This is a genomic window from Brevibacillus laterosporus DSM 25 (genome assembly GCF_002706795.1).
Classification (GTDB): domain Bacteria; phylum Bacillota; class Bacilli; order Brevibacillales; family Brevibacillaceae; genus Brevibacillus_B; species Brevibacillus_B laterosporus.
Genome location: NZ_CP017705.1, coordinates 1,389,979 through 1,409,468, shown reverse-complemented (window position 1 = coordinate 1,409,468; position 19,490 = coordinate 1,389,979). Strand labels below are relative to the sequence as shown.

The 19,490-nt window shown below is 42.4% G+C and carries 17 protein-coding genes; all 17 read left to right on the top strand.

Translation table 11 applies throughout. The features are described from left to right. Nucleotides 1–112: 112 nt before the first annotated feature. The 17 genes from aspA (at nucleotide 113) to BrL25_RS06700 (ending at nucleotide 19,416) form a co-directional block, all read left to right on the top strand. Nucleotides 113–1,540, top strand: a complete 1,428-nt coding sequence (gene aspA, locus BrL25_RS06785; RefSeq protein WP_018673746.1) for an aspartate ammonia-lyase — start codon at nucleotides 113–115, stop codon at nucleotides 1,538–1,540. A 126-nt stretch (nucleotides 1,541–1,666) separates the two neighbouring features. Then, nucleotides 1,667–2,884, top strand: a complete 1,218-nt coding sequence (locus tag BrL25_RS06780; protein WP_018673747.1) for an AraC family transcriptional regulator — start codon at nucleotides 1,667–1,669, stop codon at nucleotides 2,882–2,884. A gap of 290 nt (nucleotides 2,885–3,174) precedes the next feature. Beyond that, a complete protein-coding gene (gene hutU, locus BrL25_RS06775) occupies nucleotides 3,175–4,839 on the top strand; it encodes a urocanate hydratase (RefSeq protein WP_018673748.1) in 1,665 nt (554 codons plus the stop codon). 40 nt (nucleotides 4,840–4,879) lie between these two features. Continuing rightward, on the top strand, nucleotides 4,880–6,160 hold the full coding sequence (hutI, locus tag BrL25_RS06770; RefSeq protein ID WP_018673749.1) for an imidazolonepropionase: 1,281 nt from the start codon (nucleotides 4,880–4,882) through the stop codon (nucleotides 6,158–6,160). A 607-nt stretch (nucleotides 6,161–6,767) separates the two neighbouring features. Then, complete coding sequence (locus BrL25_RS06760) at nucleotides 6,768–7,613, top strand: DegV family protein (RefSeq protein WP_018673751.1); 846 nt, start codon at nucleotides 6,768–6,770, stop codon at nucleotides 7,611–7,613. A gap of 325 nt (nucleotides 7,614–7,938) precedes the next feature. Continuing rightward, nucleotides 7,939–8,943: a LacI family DNA-binding transcriptional regulator gene (locus tag BrL25_RS06755; protein WP_018673752.1), complete on the top strand. Its 1,005-nt coding sequence runs from the start codon at nucleotides 7,939–7,941 to the stop codon at nucleotides 8,941–8,943. Beyond that, entirely contained in the window at nucleotides 8,940–9,887 is a 948-nt protein-coding gene (rbsK, locus tag BrL25_RS06750) for a ribokinase (protein WP_018673753.1), read from the top strand. The genes BrL25_RS06755 and rbsK overlap by 4 nt, the downstream gene beginning before the upstream one ends. Before the next feature lie 85 nt (nucleotides 9,888–9,972). Next, entirely contained in the window at nucleotides 9,973–10,368 is a 396-nt protein-coding gene (gene rbsD / locus BrL25_RS06745; RefSeq protein ID WP_018673754.1) for a D-ribose pyranase, read from the top strand. 15 nt (nucleotides 10,369–10,383) lie between these two features. Continuing rightward, the gene (locus BrL25_RS06740) at nucleotides 10,384–11,916 is read left to right on the top strand and encodes a sugar ABC transporter ATP-binding protein (RefSeq protein WP_018673755.1); all 1,533 of its coding nucleotides are present in this window, start codon (nucleotides 10,384–10,386) and stop codon (nucleotides 11,914–11,916) included. 19 nt (nucleotides 11,917–11,935) lie between these two features. Beyond that, on the top strand, nucleotides 11,936–12,832 hold the full coding sequence (locus BrL25_RS06735) for an ABC transporter permease subunit (RefSeq protein ID WP_176452427.1): 897 nt from the start codon (nucleotides 11,936–11,938) through the stop codon (nucleotides 12,830–12,832). 28 nt (nucleotides 12,833–12,860) lie between these two features. After that, nucleotides 12,861–13,796 carry a ribose ABC transporter substrate-binding protein RbsB gene (gene rbsB / locus BrL25_RS06730; RefSeq protein WP_018673757.1) on the top strand — a complete coding sequence of 312 codons (936 nt, stop codon included), beginning with the start codon at nucleotides 12,861–12,863 and terminating at the stop codon, nucleotides 13,794–13,796. A gap of 167 nt (nucleotides 13,797–13,963) precedes the next feature. Further along, on the top strand, nucleotides 13,964–14,512 hold the full coding sequence (locus BrL25_RS06725) for a hypothetical protein (protein ID WP_018673758.1): 549 nt from the start codon (nucleotides 13,964–13,966) through the stop codon (nucleotides 14,510–14,512). Nucleotides 14,513–14,762: 250 nt separating this feature from the next. Next, nucleotides 14,763–15,257: a DoxX family membrane protein gene (locus BrL25_RS06720; protein ID WP_018673759.1), complete on the top strand. Its 495-nt coding sequence runs from the start codon at nucleotides 14,763–14,765 to the stop codon at nucleotides 15,255–15,257. A 265-nt stretch (nucleotides 15,258–15,522) separates the two neighbouring features. Beyond that, nucleotides 15,523–16,389: a glucose PTS transporter transcription antiterminator GlcT gene (gene glcT, locus BrL25_RS06715; RefSeq protein ID WP_018673760.1), complete on the top strand. Its 867-nt coding sequence runs from the start codon at nucleotides 15,523–15,525 to the stop codon at nucleotides 16,387–16,389. Nucleotides 16,390–16,541: 152 nt separating this feature from the next. Continuing rightward, nucleotides 16,542–17,042 (top strand): PTS sugar transporter subunit IIA, encoded by a 501-nt coding sequence (locus tag BrL25_RS06710; RefSeq protein ID WP_018673761.1) that lies wholly within the window; start codon nucleotides 16,542–16,544, stop codon nucleotides 17,040–17,042. 66 nt (nucleotides 17,043–17,108) lie between these two features. Beyond that, entirely contained in the window at nucleotides 17,109–17,873 is a 765-nt protein-coding gene (gene nagB / locus BrL25_RS06705; RefSeq protein WP_018673762.1) for a glucosamine-6-phosphate deaminase, read from the top strand. Between the two features lie 97 nt (nucleotides 17,874–17,970). Next, on the top strand, nucleotides 17,971–19,416 hold the full coding sequence (locus BrL25_RS06700) for a PTS transporter subunit EIIC (protein WP_018673763.1): 1,446 nt from the start codon (nucleotides 17,971–17,973) through the stop codon (nucleotides 19,414–19,416). Nucleotides 19,417–19,490: the final 74 nt, after the last annotated feature.

Genomic DNA, 19,490 nt, shown 5'->3' with positions numbered 1-19,490 from the left:
TATGAGATGGCCAGACCTGTTGGAATGGGGCAAACTGGTATATGATAGATACATAAGTGAACTGACAATCAATACGGCTCTAGCTAGAGCGATCAAAGACGGGGGACTAACCATGAGTATCAGTCAAGAAACACGTCAGGAGAAAGATTTTCTTGGAACAAAAGAGGTACCATTGCATGCTTATTATGGCATTCAAACGTTGCGTGCTGTAGAGAATTTTCCGATCACAGGCTATCGTATTGATGGGGAGCTAATTAAAGCGCTAGGCTATGTAAAAAAAGCAGCAGCTTTAGCCAATATGGAAGTAAAGCAGCTTTCTTCCAAATTAGGTGATCCAATCGTACAAGCTTCTCAAGAATTGATTGATGGCAAATGGCAGGAGCAATTTATTGTCGATCCGATTCAGGGAGGCGCCGGTACCTCTATCAATATGAATGCTAACGAAGTGATTGCGAATCGAGCATTGGAAATCATGGGTGCGGTGAAAGGCGATTATTTTACCTTAAGCCCAAATACGCATGTAAACAAAGCACAATCCACAAACGATGCGATTCCAACAGCCGTACATATTGCGGTTTTGCGCTTAATTAATCAATTGCTAGGTACTATGGAAGCATTGAAAGATGCTTTTGTAGATAAAGCAAAGCAATTTGATCATATAATTAAAATGGGACGCACTCATTTGCAGGATGCTGTTCCAATTCGAATGGGCCAGGAATTTGAGGCATATAGCCGTGTATTGGATCGAGATATTAAACGAATTGGGCAGACTCGTCAGCACCTTTATGAAGTAAACATGGGGGCAACAGCAGTAGGTACGGGTCTAAATGCCGATCCAATCTATATTGAACGCGTTGTTAAAATTCTTGCAGAGCTGACTGAATTACCATTGGTTAGCGCAGAGAATTTGGTGGATGCTACGCAAAATACGGATGCTTATACAGAAGTATCTGCGGCTCTCAAGGTTTGTATGATCAATATGTCTAAAATTGCAAATGATCTGCGCTTACTTGCTTCTGGTCCACGTGCAGGATTAGGGGAAATTAGCTTACCTGCTCGTCAACCAGGGTCTTCTATTATGCCAGGAAAAGTAAACCCAGTAATGGCAGAGGTAGTCAATCAAGTGGCATTCCAAGTAATCGGGAATGATCATACGATCTGCTTAGCCTCTGAAGCAGGCCAATTAGAGTTAAATGTGATGGGGCCTGTGCTTGTATTTAATCTGATTCAGTCCTTGACTATTATGAATAATGTATTTACAGTGTTCCAGAAAAATTGTCTGGAAGGTATTGAAGCAAATATAGATCGTTGTCGCCAATACGTAGAAAATAGCGTGGGAATTATTACTGCACTTAATCCACATTTGGGTTATGAACCAGCAGCACGTATTGCAAGAGAGGCAACACTGACTGGCAGATCAGTACGCGAGCTGTGCTTGGACTATAATGTGTTGACGGAAGAGGAACTCGATATTATTTTAGACCCATATGAGATGACACATCCCGGAATTGCTGGCGCATCTCTTTTGGATCGCGAATAAAACGATAAAGTAAGATAATAGAAGCGACAATGTAACAAAAGGATGGGCGGTCAATTCCGATAGAATACACGGAAATGATCGTCTATTTTTGTACTATGTGAAACAAAGGGACAAAGGAGGGAGCCGATGCTTACTTTACAACAAGCAGCAGCGATACAGGCAACATTTGCTCACGAACTGATAACAGGAACAATGGTACATGAGGCAGAGTTTACGACGCGACAGCAACAGCTACAATTAACAATTTGTCCTAAGCTTGCAATGGTGATATCACTGGATCGTTATCCTGATTTGGCAGCGAGTAAGCCTGTAGGATGGTGCCAGGAAATCGGACAGCAATTACTCAAGGTATTGCACCAGGCTTTATCTGTTCCTTTTGTGTGGTGCTGGGTCTCAGAAGGAGTTATGGTCATATTGCTTGAACTGCTAGATGGTAACGAGAACAAGCACCAGGATTTTGCTGGTCAGAAAGCTCGTCAGATCGCTTCTGAAATTGTTCAACATGCCGATGAAAAAAGGATATCGATCTCCATCGGAATTGGGGGCGTCTATGATAATCCGCTGGATATGCAGCATTCTTATGAAGAAGCACAAATGGCTTTAAAAGATCGTTTTTTTCAAGGAAATCAGCTAGTTTTGCCCAAAAGGACGAAACAAGATAGAGATAGCAGAAGCAGAAGAAATTCGTCCATACTTAGCAAAAATCGAGCAGATGTTATTGCTAGTGTGAGAATTGGAGATGAACGCGCTACGCTAGAATCCTTGCGCACGCTGCTACATGATATGACGATGGTGGACCAGCAGGATGTGGAGAGCTTTCAATCGGAAGTGGTTGAGATTATAACAGCTATGTCAAGGACGGTGCTAGAGCTGGGAGCAGATGCTTCCACTATTTTAGCAGAGAATGCACGATTCATTCAGGATCTCTATAAAACAATACGCTACGATACCTTCTTGCAAAAAGTGGAGCGGTATAGCATAAGTCTGGTTCAACAGGGGGAACAGCTAGGCATGAAAAAATATTCTCCTGTTATTCGAAACGCGGTTTTGTATTTGAAGGAGCATCTAGGAGAAAAGATAGGGTTGAAGGAAGTAGCACAAAATTGCTGTTTGAGTGTTTATCATTTTAGCCATCTTTTTCAGCGAGAAACAGGATACAGCTTTATTGAGTACGTTCATCATATGAAGCTACAAAAAGCTGTTATCTATTTAGAAACAACCGATTTATCTATTAAAGAAATTGCTTTTGAACTAGGATTTGAAGATGCTAATTATTTTAGTCGTCTATTCAAAAGACATATGAACATGAGTCCACGCGAATATCGTACAGCAATATTGTGCTAGTATTTCGCAAATTACACTAGATGATTCGTAAGCGCATTCCGGTAAACTGAAGAAAACAAACGGTTTTTGGGAAAAATCATATAATTACAGTTGAGGCTAGGCAACCATCCTAAGGTAAAAGTCTTTGATATCGTCTGTGTTGACCCGTTACAAGATCCACGGAGAGCGACGGTACGAGTTTCTTATATAATATTTTGAATTTTCCAACAGGATATGCCAATCAAGCTCACAGCTAGAAATCCCATTGTGTTTGTAAGCAAATGTTTGTCTATACGAAAGGGGAATGTAGAATGACAACAACGAATAAAAGAGTAGTGCGAGCTCCACGCGGTAATGAATTAATCGCGAAAGGCTGGGAACAGGAAGCGGCTTTACGCATGCTGATGAATAATTTGGACCCAGAGGTTGCAGAACGTCCGGAGGATTTGGTTGTGTATGGAGGTATCGGTAAAGCCGCACGTAACTGGGCTAGTTTTGACAAGATCGTTGAATGCTTAAAAGAATTGGAAGCAGACGAGACATTGTTAATTCAATCGGGTAAACCAGTAGGAATATTCCGTACACATTCCCAAGCTCCGCGTGTGTTGTTATCTAACTCTATGTTGGTTCCCGCTTTTGCAAATTGGGAGACATTCCGTGAATTAGACCAAAAAGGCTTAATGATGTACGGGCAAATGACAGCTGGTAGCTGGATTTATATTGGAACACAAGGAATTCTGCAAGGAACTTATGAGACTTTTGCAGAAGCTGCACGCCAGCACAATAATGGCACATTAAAAGGTACCATTACTCTAACAGCAGGCATGGGCGGTATGGGGGGAGCTCAACCATTAGCGGTTACGATGAATGAAGGTGTGGTCATCGCAGTTGATATTGACGCTACTCGCATCCAACGTCGGATTGAGACTCGCTACTGTGATGTAATGGTACATGATTTAGATACAGCATGGCAGATGGCAACAGAAGCGAAAAATGAAGGTAGAGCACTGTCCATTGGTTTGGTCGGTAATGCCGCAGAGATTTTTCCAGAGATGGTTACACGGGGGCTAACGCCTGAATTTGTCACCGACCAGACCTCTGCACATGATCCTTTGAATGGATATGTACCAGTCGGTTATGGATTAGAAGGTGCAAAATCATTAAGAGAGAGCGATCCAGATCAATATATCCAACTGGCGAAACGTTCAATGGCCACCCATGTACAGGCCATGCTTGATTTACAAAAGGCAGGTTCGATCGTTTTTGATTATGGTAATAACATTCGGCAGGTTGCTTTTGATGAAGGCGTTGAGGATGCTTTTCATTTCCCGGGTTTTGTACCAGCCTATATTCGCCCATTATTTTGTGAGGGCAAAGGGCCGTTTCGTTGGGCTGCTTTGTCAGGCGATCCAAAAGATATCTATAAAACAGATGAGCTTGTCCTAAAGCTATTCCCAGAGAACGAGCATCTCCGCCGCTGGATTACGATGGCTCAGGAAAGAGTAGCATTCCAAGGCTTGCCTGCCCGTATCTGCTGGTTGGGGTATGGAGAGCGTGTCAAAATGGGGCTTGCTATCAATGAAATGGTACGAAGCGGTGAAATTTCTGCACCTATCGTTATTGGACGGGATCATTTAGATTGCGGTTCGGTTGCTTCTCCAAATCGTGAGACAGAAGCAATGAAGGATGGTAGTGATGCGGTAGCTGACTGGGCTATTTTAAATGCGTTGGTAAATACCTCAGCGGGTGCAAGCTGGGTATCCGTACATCATGGTGGTGGTGTAGGGATGGGCTATTCCTTGCATGCTGGAATGGTAGTTGTTGCAGATGGCTCTGTGGAAGCAGAAGAGCGCCTGAAACGTGTACTTACAACAGATCCGGGCATGGGAGTTATCCGTCACGCTGATGCTGGTTATGATCTAGCAGTTGAAACAGCAAAAGAGCGTGGGGTTCGAGTACCAATGCTAGATATCTAAGCAAGGAAAAACGGAGTATGGTCAATAGGGGGAAAGCGTGATGTCGAAAATCGACTTGCTTGTTCATAATATCAAAGCGCTCGTCACTATGGCTGGCTCAGCTCAGGCACGATCTGGAGCTGAGATGAAAGAAATCGGACTGGTTCAAGACGGGGCAGTGGCCATAGCAGATGGACGTATTGTGGCTGTTGGAACAGAACAGGATGTTCGGAAACAAATTCAAGGGTCAAGCATTTCTAAAGAGTGGGATGCTGAAGGAAAGCTAGTTACACCTGGATTAGTCGAACCGCATACGCATCTAGTTCATGGAGGCTCTCGTGAGCATGAATTGTCTCTTAAATTAAACGGGGCCAGCTATCTGGAAATTTTGGAACAGGGTGGGGGTATTTTAAGTACGGTGCGTGCCACGCGTGCGGCTACGGAGCAGGAGCTTTTTCTGAAGGCAAAGAAGAGCTTAGATCAAATGCTACAATTTGGTTCAACTACAGTAGAAGCAAAAAGTGGCTATGGCCTTAGCGTAGAGGAAGAATTAAAACAGCTTCGGGTAACCAGTGCGTTACAGCAAGCGCATCCGGTCGACTTAGTCTCTACATTTATGGGAGCACATGCAGTCCCCACCGAATTTAAGGGACGAACAGATGAATATGTTGCTTTAGTTATAAACGAGATGTTGCCAGAGGTAAAACGTACTGGATTGGCGGAATTCTGTGACGTATTTTGTGAGCATGGGGTGTTCAGTGTAGAGCAATCCAGGGCTATTATGCAGGCAGCTCGTAAGCTTGGCTTTAAACTGAAGCTACATGCAGATGAAATTGAGCCGTTGGGGGGAGCAGAGTTAGCCGCCGAGCTAGGCTGCATTTCTGCTGAGCATTTGTTAGCGGCAAGTGATGAAGGCTTATTAGCGATGAAGGAAGCAGGTGTGGTGGCAGTTTGTTTGCCAGCGACCTCCTTTAATCTTCGACTGAGCAAGCATGCTCGCGCTAGAAAAATGATCGAGTTAGGTGTTCCTGTTGCCCTCTCCACTGATTATAATCCAGGCAGTTCACCTACAGAATCGTTACAGCTTGTGATGACGCTAGGCTGCCTAAATCTGGGGCTAACGCCAGAGGAGGTATTGACGGCTATGACGATCAATGCAGCCCATGCGATTGGACGTGCAGAGCAGGTTGGAAGCCTTGAAGTGGGTAAACAAGCGGATTTGGTCATCTATGATGCGGATAATCTTGATTATTTGCCTTATCATTTTGGCATCAATCATGTCAAAACCGTTGTGAAAAATGGTCAGATTGTGGTACAAGATAGAAAAGTGGCTTATGAGTAAAACTGAAATAGAATAAGATTGAATGAAAGGCGTCAATTCTCAAAAAGGGATTGACGTCTTTTTTGCGAAGGAATTGAAAAATTGTTACTTAGAATTTTTGATGTAAGGAAGGGGATTAATTACGGCATAGGAAAAGGTTCCCATACTAAAATCCCGGCTCATTGAGAAGCGGGATTTTAGTATGTGGTTCTACATCCCCAGCATTTACATAGGTAACACCCTTCGTATTTACACCCACTACATAAAAGTCATCAAACACGGGCATTTCATTTTCATAGCGCGTGTAGGTAACGGCGTCCCAGCTATTATCTTTCGAGGTCTTACTAGCTTTATACTTTTTGAAATCTTCACCCAAAATTACTTTTAAAAGGGTTGCTGATTTTCTATCTAATAGTCGGCAAATATCAGCAAAGGTTACAAAATTGCCAAAATATATTTTTTATTTTATAGAAGTACTCTACATTACTAAAAAACAAATAAAAGCTCAGCTCAAATTGTGAACATGTTGAGAGAAAGTGTTCACTCCTCTAAGAAATAGGCCATAGGAAACAGATAGAGAAGGATATATAATTTTACTTATATCTCTTGAACATAAAGGAGCGTTTCAGTGAAAAAACAAATTGCCTGGGTAACAGACAGTACGGCTTATATACCGGCTGACCTTCGGGAGAAGCACGATATTTATGTTGTGCCACTCGAAATTATTTTCTCCGACGGTACCTACCGCGATGGCCTCGATATGACGCCTGAGCAAATGTACGAAAAAATCGAGAATACTCGAGAAGTTCCGAAGACCTCTCAACCTTCGCTGGGCAAGTTTGTGGAGCTATATGAGACCCTAAAACAAAAATATGATTGTGCGATTGCTGTACATGTATCGAGTAAGTTAAGTGGAACACTCAATGCTAGCCATAGCGCTGCAGCGATGGCGGAGTTCCCCGTAGAAGTCGTAGATTCAAAAACGATGTCCTATCCGATTACACATATGATTTTACAAGGAATGGAAATGGCGAAAACGGAAGCTTCACCAGAGAAGATCGCTAGTTCGTTGCGTCTTATCGCTGAGAAAGCGGAAAGCTACATCCTCCTTGGAAGTCTTGATCAGTTTTATCGTGGGGGACGAATGAATGGAGTACAGTTCTTCATGGGCAATCTACTCCAGATCAAACCAATTCTACGTATCAGAGATGGTATTTTTGAAGTCTATGAAAAAATCCGAACCGAAAACAAAGCAATTGTGTGCATGCTAGCACAACTCGATCAAGCAATGCAGAAACAAAAGATTAAGAACGTACAGATTCTACATGGGAACGTAGTGGAAAAAGCTCAAGCTCTCAAAAAGCGAATCAAAGAGAAGTATGACGATTTAGAAATTATTATTGGACCTATTAGTTCAACGATTGGTGCACATGCTGGGCAAGGGACAGTAGCACTATCATGGATTAATGAATAGTCAGAATAAAGTATATTCATGAGTATTGAAAGGAGCGGATATGCTCCTTTTTTGTTTGTTTTATGCCACGTTATTTTTACAACTTATGATTTTAGGGGACAGGATGGTAGTTACAAAGGCAGTTTCTACCAGTAATCACTTTCGCTTGACACCCTATCTGTGAGCGAGTATATTTGTGTTGTAAGATTATGAAACCGGTTACAGATTTGAATAAACTGAATACTACGAGATTTTATGCATGTATTTCTAAAATTTGTATGGTCTTATGTAATTTATGTGAAACCGGTTACACATTAGATGGTTAACGAATGTGGAGTGACGTATGATGGCAACGATTCGCGATGTAGCAAAGCTGGCAGGTGTATCTGTGGCAACTGTTTCTCGTGTGCTTAACAAAACGGGTTATGTGAATGTAGAGACAGGTCGCAAGGTTGAAAAAGCAATTCAACAGCTTCAGTATGAACCTAACTCGGTGGCGCGAGGCTTGGCGGGTAAGCGAACAAGTACGATTGCTTTTATCTTGCCGGATATCACGAACCCATTTTTTTCAGAAATGGCGCGTGGTGTGGAGGACAAAGCTAGAGAATTAGGATATACGGTTATCTTATGTAACTCTGATGATCAGGGGCAAAAGGAAAAAACATATATTGAAGTTCTTAAGAAAAAATATATTGATGGCATCATTATCGCTTCTCAAACTTTAAGGAGTGAAGACATCCAAAAGATGCAACAGGATCAGATTCCCTTGGTGGTCATGGATCGTGCTCCAGAGAATCAACATTGCTCTGTCATTAGATGTAACAACTATGTGGGGGCAAAGGAAGCTGTGGCTCATTTAGTGGAGCAGGGCTGTCGCAAAATTGGACATATCTATGGTCCACAAGAATTAATTACTGCCAGAGAGAGAATGCTTGCCTATGAAGAAAGTGTTCAAGGATTCGCTTGGTATTCGCCAAGCTTAATGGAACCGGGATATTTTCAATTAAATGGGGGACAGGAAGCGGTTAAAGAATTACTGAGAAGGCATCCAGATATTGATGGCATTTTTGTAGGTAATGATTTAATGGCCATTGGGGTGCTAAAAGGATTAAATCAACTAGGCAGAAGGGTTCCAGAAGATGTAGCGGTATGCGGCTTTGATGGCATTGCCCTAGCCTCGATGACGATTCCAGAATTAACAACGGTAGCTCAACCGATCTACGAGATGGGGGAGCTAGCGGCACTTACACTAACCCAGCAAATAGAGAGTACAAAACTAGTACCGAGTGTGTTTGAACTAGAGCCCATCTTTATTGAGCGCAGTTCAACCAGAAGGGAGCCATTGGGATGAAACCACTACGAATAGCTGTCATTGGCAGTCTTAACATGGATGTTGTAGTAGAAGCCCCGCGTCAGCCAAAAATGGGGGAGACAATCAGCGGAGATCATGTACATTTTATCCCTGGGGGTAAGGGAGCGAATCAAGCGGTTGCTGCTGCGCGTCTAGGAGCCCACACTGCCATGATCGGTTCCTTGGGGAGAGATGCATTTGGAGATTCCTTGGTGAAAGCGATGAAGCAGGAAGGAATTCAGGTCAATACGATAAAACGTGTTGAAAATGCTCCTACTGGGATCGCATCTATTTTGTTAGCAGAAGGAGATAACCAAATTATTGTAGTAGCGGGTGCCAATGCTCATACCTCTATGGCAGATGTTGATCTGCATGCTGATACGGTGAAGGCGGCAGACATCGTGCTACTGCAATTGGAAATTCCCATCGAGACGGTTGTTTATACGGCAAAGCTCGCCAAAGAAGCCGGTAAAATGGTCATCTTAAATCCAGCTCCAGCGCAGAAGCTTCCAGATGAATTATTTGGTTACATCGATGTGATGACACCCAATGAATCAGAATTATATCTCTTGACGGGGATGGAACAAGACCAAGCAACAGACCAAGCGACAGACCAAGAAAATACACTGCCTGTTGCCATGAAAGCACTTCATGCAAAAGGAGTGAAGCACGTCGTTACCACACTTGGATCTACAGGTTCTGCCTACTTAATAAATGGTGAGACATTTGGGACGATCGCTAGTCATAAAGTTCAGGTCGTCGACACCACAGGAGCTGGAGATTCTTATAACGCAGGGCTCGCTTATGCGCTAGCCTCTGGACAAAGCATTCCAGAAGCTGTTGAGTTTGCGAGTGTTGTCTCAGCGCTTGCCGTAACTAAGTTAGGGGCACAACAGGGAATGCCGACAATGAAGGAAGTGCTAGCTTTTCAATCCAAGTGCTAGTTTACATGCTAGTCGCTATAGATTAGGGTAGCGACAGCTACAGCTACAGCTAAGGAAATTCTTGCACAGCTAAAGGGTGAGAAACATGAAGAAAATCGGGATCATGAATAGTGAAATTTCGACTATCATCAGTAAGCTGGGACATACAGACCGCATTGTCATTTGCGATGCGGGTCTGCCGATCCCAGATGGGGTACAGCGAATCGATGTGGCTCTCAAGGCGGGGCTACCAAGCTTTCTGGATGTGTTGCAAGTGATATTAGCAGAAATGCAGGTGGAGCGTATCCACTATGCGAACGAGATGATCGAGGTTAGCCCTGCTCTTTATGAAAAAATGAAACAGGAGCTTCCTCATGTAGAAGAGAGCATAATCAGTCATGAAGAATTTAAAAAACGGACGAATGAAGCGAAAGCGATCATACGTACCGGAGAGTGCACGCCATATGCCAATGTGATTTTAGAAGCTGGAGTTACTTTTTAAAGGCGGTGTGAACGTATGACAGATTTATTGTTAGAAATGAAGGGCATCTGCAAGTCGTTTCCCGGTGTCAAAGTACTCGATCAGGTTGAGTTGACAGTGCGCCCAGGTGAACTAGTAGCGCTAATGGGTGAGAATGGAGCAGGTAAATCTACTCTTATGAAAATCCTTGGTGGTATTTATACCAAAGATAGCGGTACTATCACGGTCAAAGGTCAGTCGGTACCTGAGATGACTACGAAATTGGCTGCTGAACTGGGAATTGGGATTATTCATCAAGAATTGAACCTGATTTCCCATTTATCAGTTGCCGAAAATATCTTCTTGGGACGCGAATTTACGTATGGAAAAACCAAATTTATCAATTGGAAAAAGCTACGTCAGGAAGCAAAGATATATTTAGACCAATTGGGCATTCAAGTTGATCCTGATACCAAAGTGGGAGATTTATCAGTTGGTCAGCAACAAATGATCGAAATTGCTAAAGCGCTTTCATTGCAAGCGGACATCCTTGTACTAGATGAACCAACCGCAGCTCTTACCAATCGTGAAATCGATGCCTTGTTTGAGGTGATTTTTGCCCTCAAGAATAAAGGAGTAGGTATGATTTATATCTCGCATCGGATGGAGGAAATCTTTCAGGTCAGCGATCGCATCACCGTTCTTCGTGACGGTCAGTATGTTGGCACGAAAGTAACGGCTGAGACTAGCATGGATGAGCTGGTCAAAATGATGGTAGGTAGAGAAATTACAGATCGCTTCCCCAAGGTGGATGTTTCACTTGGCGAAGAGAAGCTGCGAGTAGATCACCTGTCGGTTAAAGGAAAACTGGCTGATGTCTCCTTTGCAGTACAAGCTGGCGAAATATTGGGATTTGCCGGATTAATGGGAGCAGGGCGTTCGGAAGTTGCTAAAGCTATTTTTGGACTCGAACGGCTGGAGTCAGGAAGTATTAAGGTAGAAGGCAGGTCTGTAACCATAAACAAGCCCAAGGATGCGATTGCGGCAGGGATTGCCTTTGTAACAGAAGACCGAAAAGAGGAAGGCTTGGTCCTTTCCTTATCCGTTCGTGAAAATATAGCGTTACCTAATCTGTCCAGCCTTTCATCCTTAGGGGTCCTTCACAAGCAGAAGGAACAGCAATTAGCAGATGAGACGATTAATAAATTGCTAGTTAAAACGCATAGCAGTGAGCAGAGGGTTGGTTCGTTGAGTGGGGGCAATCAGCAAAAGGTTGTTATTGGCAAATGGCTGGCAACTGCTCCAAAAATTTTAATTTTAGATGAACCGACGCGCGGTGTGGATATTGGAGCTAAGAAAGAGATTTATGATTTGATGAATCGCTTGGCACAGGCAGGTGTAGCAATCATCATGATCTCGTCAGAATTGCCAGAAGTCTTAGGAATGAGCGATCGTATTATCGTTATGCATGAAGGAAAAATGACGGGTGAATTCTCACGGGAGGAAGCTACTCAGGAAATCATTATGCACGCGGCAACAGGAGGAGGTCATTCAATTGCAAGCACAAGCGAAACCGACGCTTACGTTTAAGGGTAATTTTTTGCAACAAATGGGCCCGTTACTGGGACTGTTTCTGTTAGTGATTATACTGTCCATCGTCAGCTCTGATTTTTTAACGGTAAGTAATATTTTTAATGTGCTACGCCAGGTATCAATTAATGCATTGATTGCATTTGGAATGACCTTTGTTATTTTAACAGGTGGTATTGATCTATCAGTAGGCTCTACCTTGGCTTTATCAAGTGCGTTGTCAGCAGGGATGATGGCTAGTGGTGGCGATCCATTCCTAGCAATCGTGGTTGGATTATTGGCAGGTCTGGTAATGGGTGCATTCAATGGGATTTTAGTTGCAAAGGGAAATGTAGCTCCCTTTATCGCGACATTGGCAACCATGACTGTTTTTCGAGGATTGACACTTGTTTATACAGAGGGAAAACCAATTACAGGACTGCCAGATAGCTTCGGAATGGTAGGAAAAAGCTTCTTTTTACAGATTCCGATGCCGGTGATCTGGATGTTACTTTCCTTTGTCGCATTGTATTTCATCTTAAAACATACGACATTTGGTCGTCATGTCTACGCTTTAGGAAGCAATGAGGAGGCAACCAGATTATCAGGGGTTTCTACCACTAAGGTAAAAATCTGGGTGTATTCTATCAGCGGTCTGTTTGCATCCTTAGCGGGTATTATTTTGACCTCACGCCTTAACTCTGCTCAGCCAACGGCAGGTACATCCTATGAGCTAGACGCCATTGCAGCAGTTGTTCTAGGGGGAACTAGTCTCTCTGGCGGTAAAGGCTGGATTGTTGGTACCTTAATCGGTGCCATGATTATCGGTGTGCTCAACAACGGTCTAAACCTGTTGAATGTATCATCCTTCTATCAACTGGTAGCCAAAGGGGCAGTCATTCTGATTGCTGTTTTGTTAGATCGTTCTAAAAAATAAATGTATGAGAAAAAGGAGAGGTTTCGACATGAAGAAGTACCTGAAAGTAGCATTGGCATCAACTATGCTTTTATCTGTACTAGCAGGTTGTTCAACTCAATCCAGCTTAGAGGACAACAAGGCACCAGCCCCTGATGCGAAAAAAGAAGGTGTCACCATCGGGCTCTCTATCTCTACTTTAAATAACCCATTCTTTGTAACGCTTAAAGAAGGGGCAGAAAAGGCGGCCAAAGACGCAGGGGTAAATCTGATTGTCGTAGATTCTCAGGATGATACCGCTAAACAAATAAGCGGAGTCGAGGATTTAATCCAGAAAAAAGTGGATGTCATTTTGGTTAATCCAACCGATAGCGCAGCCATTTCCACAGCAGTTGAATCAGCAAATGCAGCGAACATTCCAGTAGTTACGGTGGACCGTGCCGCGGAAGGCGGAAAAGTAACTGCACACATCGCTTCCGACAACGTGAAAGGTGGAGAAATGGCTGGTCAGTTCATACTAGATTCTTTAGGTGGGAAAGGAAACGTGGTTGAACTGGAGGGTATTCCGGGTTCCTCGGCAGCACGTGATCGAGGTAAAGGCTTCCACAATGCTGTAGACAATAAAGATGGTCTAAAAGTAACAGCTACCCAACCAGCAGATTTTAATCGTGCTAAAGGCATGAGCGTTATGGAAAACATTTTGCAAGGAAACAAAAACATCCAGGCTGTGTTTGCCCACAATGATGAAATGGCTTTGGGTGCCCTACAAGCAATAGAAGCAGCTGGTTTAAAAGAAGTGAAGGTAGTAGGCTTTGACGCTACTGATGATGCTGTCACAGCTGTAAAGGATGGAAAACTAGCGGCAACAGTTGCCCAAAAACCGGCTGAAATCGGTAAAAAAGCTGTAGAGACTGCTATTAAAGTATCCAAGGGTGAAAAGGTGGATGAGTTTATCCCAGTTGATTTGGAGTTAATTAAAAAGTAGCTACCCCGTGCTCCCAAAGCTTGCTAAAAAAATAAAAACATCAGGTGAAACTTCAGATATACCTGGTGTTTTTATTTTTTGTGTAAATTGACCCTATTTTTGTTCAGCAGAAATTTCGATACATAACGTATATACAAGAAGTTAGGAAGGGAGACACTATTACACGAATGGAGTGTCAAACAAAGAATAATCTATCGCATGCTGCAAATAGTCAAAAATGTGATTACGATATTCAGGCATTAGAAAAAATCTTGCTGGACATTTCTAAAATAACAATAGAAACACAGCGATTGGCCAAGCAGACTATGTTGAATAGTGAACTGGTAAACGAACACAACAATGGAGTTTTTTTGGCTATGGAAGAGACTGTGAAGCAATTAATGGAGAAATCAGCTGTCATCTGGCATGATTGCAAGCAAGCCGTTAGAAAGATTCAACTAGAAATCCGAGCATATACCACTCTTGTAGAACCATTGAATCTAAACGAAAATGAAACGACGAACCCAGCCTTGAAACAGGGAATAACGATTACATTGATATATGAAATGCTACAAGAGGCACATCGGGAAATAAAGGAATTATTTCTCGCTGTGCAGAATATAACCATCAAAACCAATATCTTGCTACAAGTAACGGAACTAAGTCAACGGGTAGCAAAGCATAACAGTAGGAAAAGAGAACTGATTGGCGCGGAAGGTCTGAGTCTAAAAGACTAGTGGAAGTAGTGTTTATCGGTACTTGCTAAGAAGAATAACAGCCCTATCTTGTAATGTTCATTTGTTGCTCAAGGAGCTTTGACAAACAGCCTACATATCCAAAAGTGTCCAGTGTAAATAAGGAAGTACGGGTATGATAAAGGTAGAAAGAAAAGTTATAACCTAGCAAGTGTTAATTGGTTGCATAGTGGGAGAGAGAACTTGCAGTAGAAACCAAAAGCTTTTTACAGAGAAAAAAGGAGTGGTGTGTATGGTAGCTTGGCTACGACAATCTCAAAGTGCTTCAGTAGTTTTATTATTGGTTCGTCTTTATTTGGGGTATACGTGGATTACCTCTGGTTGGGGCAAGATAAGTGGTGGAGGCTTTGCAACTGAGGGCTTCTTAAAAGGAGCGATTGAAAAAGCGTCTGGTGATCATCCTTCTGTTCAAGGCTGGTGGGCTGCTTTTCTGGAAAATTTCGCATTACCGGGTGCTTCCTTTTTCAATTTCTTAATTCCTTGGGGAGAATTCCTGGTAGGACTTGCGTTATTACTAGGGCTGTTAACCACATTCGCTGGATTAATGGGAATTTCTATGAATTACGCATTCTTATTTAGTGGTACAGTAAGTATTAATCCATACTTGATTTTATTAACCACGTTTATTTTAATTGCTGGTCGTAATGCCGGCTACTTTGGGTTAGATCGATTGGTCCTTCCATATTGGGATAAAAAACGAGGTAAGCAGAATATGCGGCTTCGTTAAAGTATATAGTTAGCTAGAAGGTCCTATAAAGGTGATAAGTTATGATTGACTTTTATCAACTTTATAGTAAAATGAACTTGAAGCGAATAATGCGTTTACAGGCGTGTTACTGTTACAGACAGGCATGAGCCACACAAAGGATTTTTCTTTCTTGTTTTTTCATGGAGAAAATCTGATGTTGGCTCTTTTTTGACTTTATTACTGTTACAGGATACGCAGGGATTCTCAATGCAAGTTCGTAATTCTGATCTATGGTGGTGTCTGCGTGTACAAAAGCCAAGATTATAACATAAGCCGAATTTTAAGTAATAACGTCGTCTTGGTAAGCGATCCAACTGTGAATACAGAAGTGGTCTTGCTTGGGAAGGGTCTTGGATTTGGGCAAAAAGCAGGCAACCCGATTGCGAAGAATGATGAACGTATTGAGAAGCGCTTTCGAATGGAAAATGAGCTTCACTTAAATCAGTTCCAATCTCTTCTGACCCAAATCGATCAGACGGTGATTGAAATTGCAGAAGAGATCATTTCATGGGTTTGCGATGAAATGACGCCTGAAATCAATGAATTGATTCATGTTGCTTTACCTGACCATATCCAGTTTGCTGTGCATCGCTTGTCAAGCGGTATGGAAATTGTAAACCCTTTCCTATTCGAGATTCAAGCGCTGTATCCGCAGGAGTTCATTCTTGCTGAACGATCGGCGGCCTTAATCGAAGATACCTTCACGATTACTGTTCCAGAAAGTGAAATCGGATTCTTGGCATTGCATATTCACTCGGCTGTTAGCTACATTCCAGTAGCGCAGACAGTGAAGCATACAAACCTCATCCTTGAGATGATTCAGATGGTGGAAGAGCGTTTAACATTGAAGGTAACAAAGGAAAGCTTACATTATACTCGAATGATTACGCATTTCCGTTTCGTTCTAGAACGATTGATGGAAGGCAAAACAATAGAAAATCCCTTGTTGGATCGCGTAAAGTCCATGCTTCCAGAGGCATATGAGCTTGCCCTGCAATTGGGAGAGCTTATCTCACAAAAGTTAGATGTTAAAGTGCCCGAGGATGAAGTGGGATACATGGCAATGCATTTGTTCCGTTTGTTTCAACTCGTAAAGGACATAAAAGAATAATTGTCTTTTCACAGCGTGTTACTAGTTCGACTAGGCATGAGCAGTGGAAGATGGAGTATCCTAAATGATATCACTTTGTTTAGGCATATCCGTTTTCTATGCTCATGCCTTTTCTATTTGATAAAGTCAGTGAATACCTAAGGAGGCCCTACATGTTTAGCAAACTATTTTCACGTAAAAAAGAAGTTCAGCCAACTCTACTGCTAGCACCACTAACTGGTAAGGCAGTTAACTTAGAAGAAGTACCAGATCCTGTTTTTTCTCAAAAAATTGCTGGTGATGGCTTAGCTATCGATCCAACAGAAGGTGTTTTGGTAGCACCTGTTGATGCGAAAGTGGTTCATTTGTTTAACACAGGACACGCAATCGGCTTGCAGACAGCTGATGGTGCTGAAATCTTGATGCATATCGGGATTGATACTGTTAACTTAAATGGCGAAGGTTTCTCAGCAAAAGTAACGACTGGCCAAGATGTAAAAGCTGGCGATACTCTGATTGAATTTGATTTAGATATCATTAAGAAGGCAGGCTATCCTGCAATCACACCAATTATTATTACAAATAGCGATGCTGTAGAAAGCATGAAACAATTTGTAGGTGCTTCTGTAACACGCGGTCAGGAAAAAGTTCTTGAAGTAACGCTTAAAGCTTAATCCTATCAAAACAACTAGACATCATGTAGATAGAAATAATTACATTTGGATAGTGAGGGATGAGTAATGAGAGTAATCGTATCAGAAAATTATCAGGAATTAAGTAAAAAAGCTGCTGAAATAATGGCAGAGCAGTTGAAAAAAAAGCCTACATCCGTGCTAGGCTTGGCTACAGGAAGCACACCAAGAGGTATGTATAAGGAATTAATTAGCATGCACCAAGCGGGAAACGTTGATTTTAGCCAAATCACAACGTTTAACCTTGATGAATATGTGGGACTGACTGCTGACCACGATCAAAGCTACAGCTACTTCATGTGGGATAACTTGTTCTCTCATGTAAATATTAAAAAAGAACAAACGAATATCCCATCGGGTATGTTTACGGATGCAAAGGCAGAGTGTTCCCGATATGAGAAGGCACTGGAAGAAGCAGATGGCATCGATATTCAAATTTTGGGTATTGGCCATAATGGGCACATTGGCTTTAATGAGCCGGATCAAGCGTTTACATTATCCACCCATGTAGTAGAACTAGCACCTGAGACCATCGAAGCAAATGCTCGCTTCTTTACTGATATATCCGAAGTGCCTAAGCAAGCAGTTACGATGGGGATTGGTGGGATCATGAAAGCACGCCACGTCCTGTTACTTGTAAATGACAAGAGTAAAGCTGAAGCTGTGCGTCATTTATTCACAGGAATGGTTGATCCACAAGTACCTGTATCAATCTTACAGCTACATCCTAATTTGACCGTATTGGTAGATCGTGCAACGGCTGATTTATTGCCTTTGCAAGCTCAATCAAGAAAAGCTGTTCTTCAAGGCTAGCACGTTTTGCGTATGTACAATAAGCGATATGATGTGAAACCTTATGGACGTCATGAGGTTTCACTACTCATATATAACTTTAAAAGGAGGAAATGATATGTTGGCTTTTCTTCAAAAGATTGGTAAAGCTTTGATGCTTCCAGTCGCAACATTACCAGCTGCAGCTCTATTGCTACGTTTTGGAGCGATCGACTATGTTAATGACTTTAACATGGGCACAACTGGTGAATTTTTAAATCATTACATTGCTCCATTCCTGAAAGCAGGCGGTTCTGCTATTTTTGATAACTTACCTTTAATATTTGCTGTCGGGGTAGCCATTGGTTTGGCAGGAGACGCAGTTGCAGCTTTAGCAGCGGTAATTGCACAATTAGTTTTACTGAATGTGTTGAAAGCGGTTCCACCTGCATTCGCTTTCATCGATGATGCGATGAAATTGGATATGGGCGTACTAGGCGGTATTATGTCTGGTGGATTGGCGGCTTTCTTCTACAACAAGTATTACAATATCAAGCTTCCGGATTGGCTAGGATTCTTTAGTGGGAAACGATTTGTTCCAATCATTACATCCTCTACCATGGTAGTTTTAGGTCTGCTATGTGGTCTTGTATGGGGTCCTGTACAAGAGGCGCTTAATTCATTTGGTAATACGGTTGTAGGTATGGGGGCTGTAGGTAGTGGTATCTTTGGTATCGCTAACCGTGTACTAATTCCATTTGGTTTGCACCATGTTATTAACACGATAGCTTGGTTTGAAATTGGTACCTTTACAAGTGCGGCTGGTGAGCTCGTAAAAGGTGACTTGAACCGCTTCTTTGCGGGAGATCCATCTGCTGGACTATTTATGACAGGATTTTTCCCAATCATGATGTTCGCTATGCCAGCGATCGCACTCGCAATCGTTCACACAGCGAAGCCTGAAAACCGCAAAACGGTTGCTTCTATCTTCTTAAGTACAGCAATCGCAGCGTTCTTGACAGGTATCACAGAGCCAGTAGAATTTGCATTCATGTTTGCTGCTCCATTACTATATGGTATCCACGCTGTTTTAACAGGTGCTATCGCCTTTATCATTGTTGAATTAGGTGTACGTCTAGGCTTTGGATTCTCTGCTGGTCTTATTGACTACTTGGTTAACTTTAAATGGTCGCAAAAACCACTTCTGCTTTGGCCGATTGGTCTTGCTACCTTCGTACTTTACTACTTCCTGTTCCGCATTATGATTAAAAAGCTGAACCTGAAAACGCCTGGTCGTGAAGATGATTTCGTAGCAGCAGCCGATGGTGATAAGGCGAAAAGCAATGATGCTATGAAGGAAAAAGCAGAAAAAGTTTTGACAAACATCGGTGGAAAAGAAAATATCAAGAACATTGATGCATGTATTACTCGTCTTCGTTTGGTAGTAAATGATGACCAAAAAGTAAATGATGCAGCCTTGAAGCAACTAGGTGCAGCAGGTGTTATGCGCTTAGGTCAAGGTAGTGTACAAATTGTTTTTGGTACACAATCTGAGATATTAAAAGATGAGATTAAAAAACTGTAACGAGTCGTAAGTAAAAAATAGCACGATAAAAGAGGGCATGATCCGATGAGGGTCTTGCCTTCTCTTTTTGTATA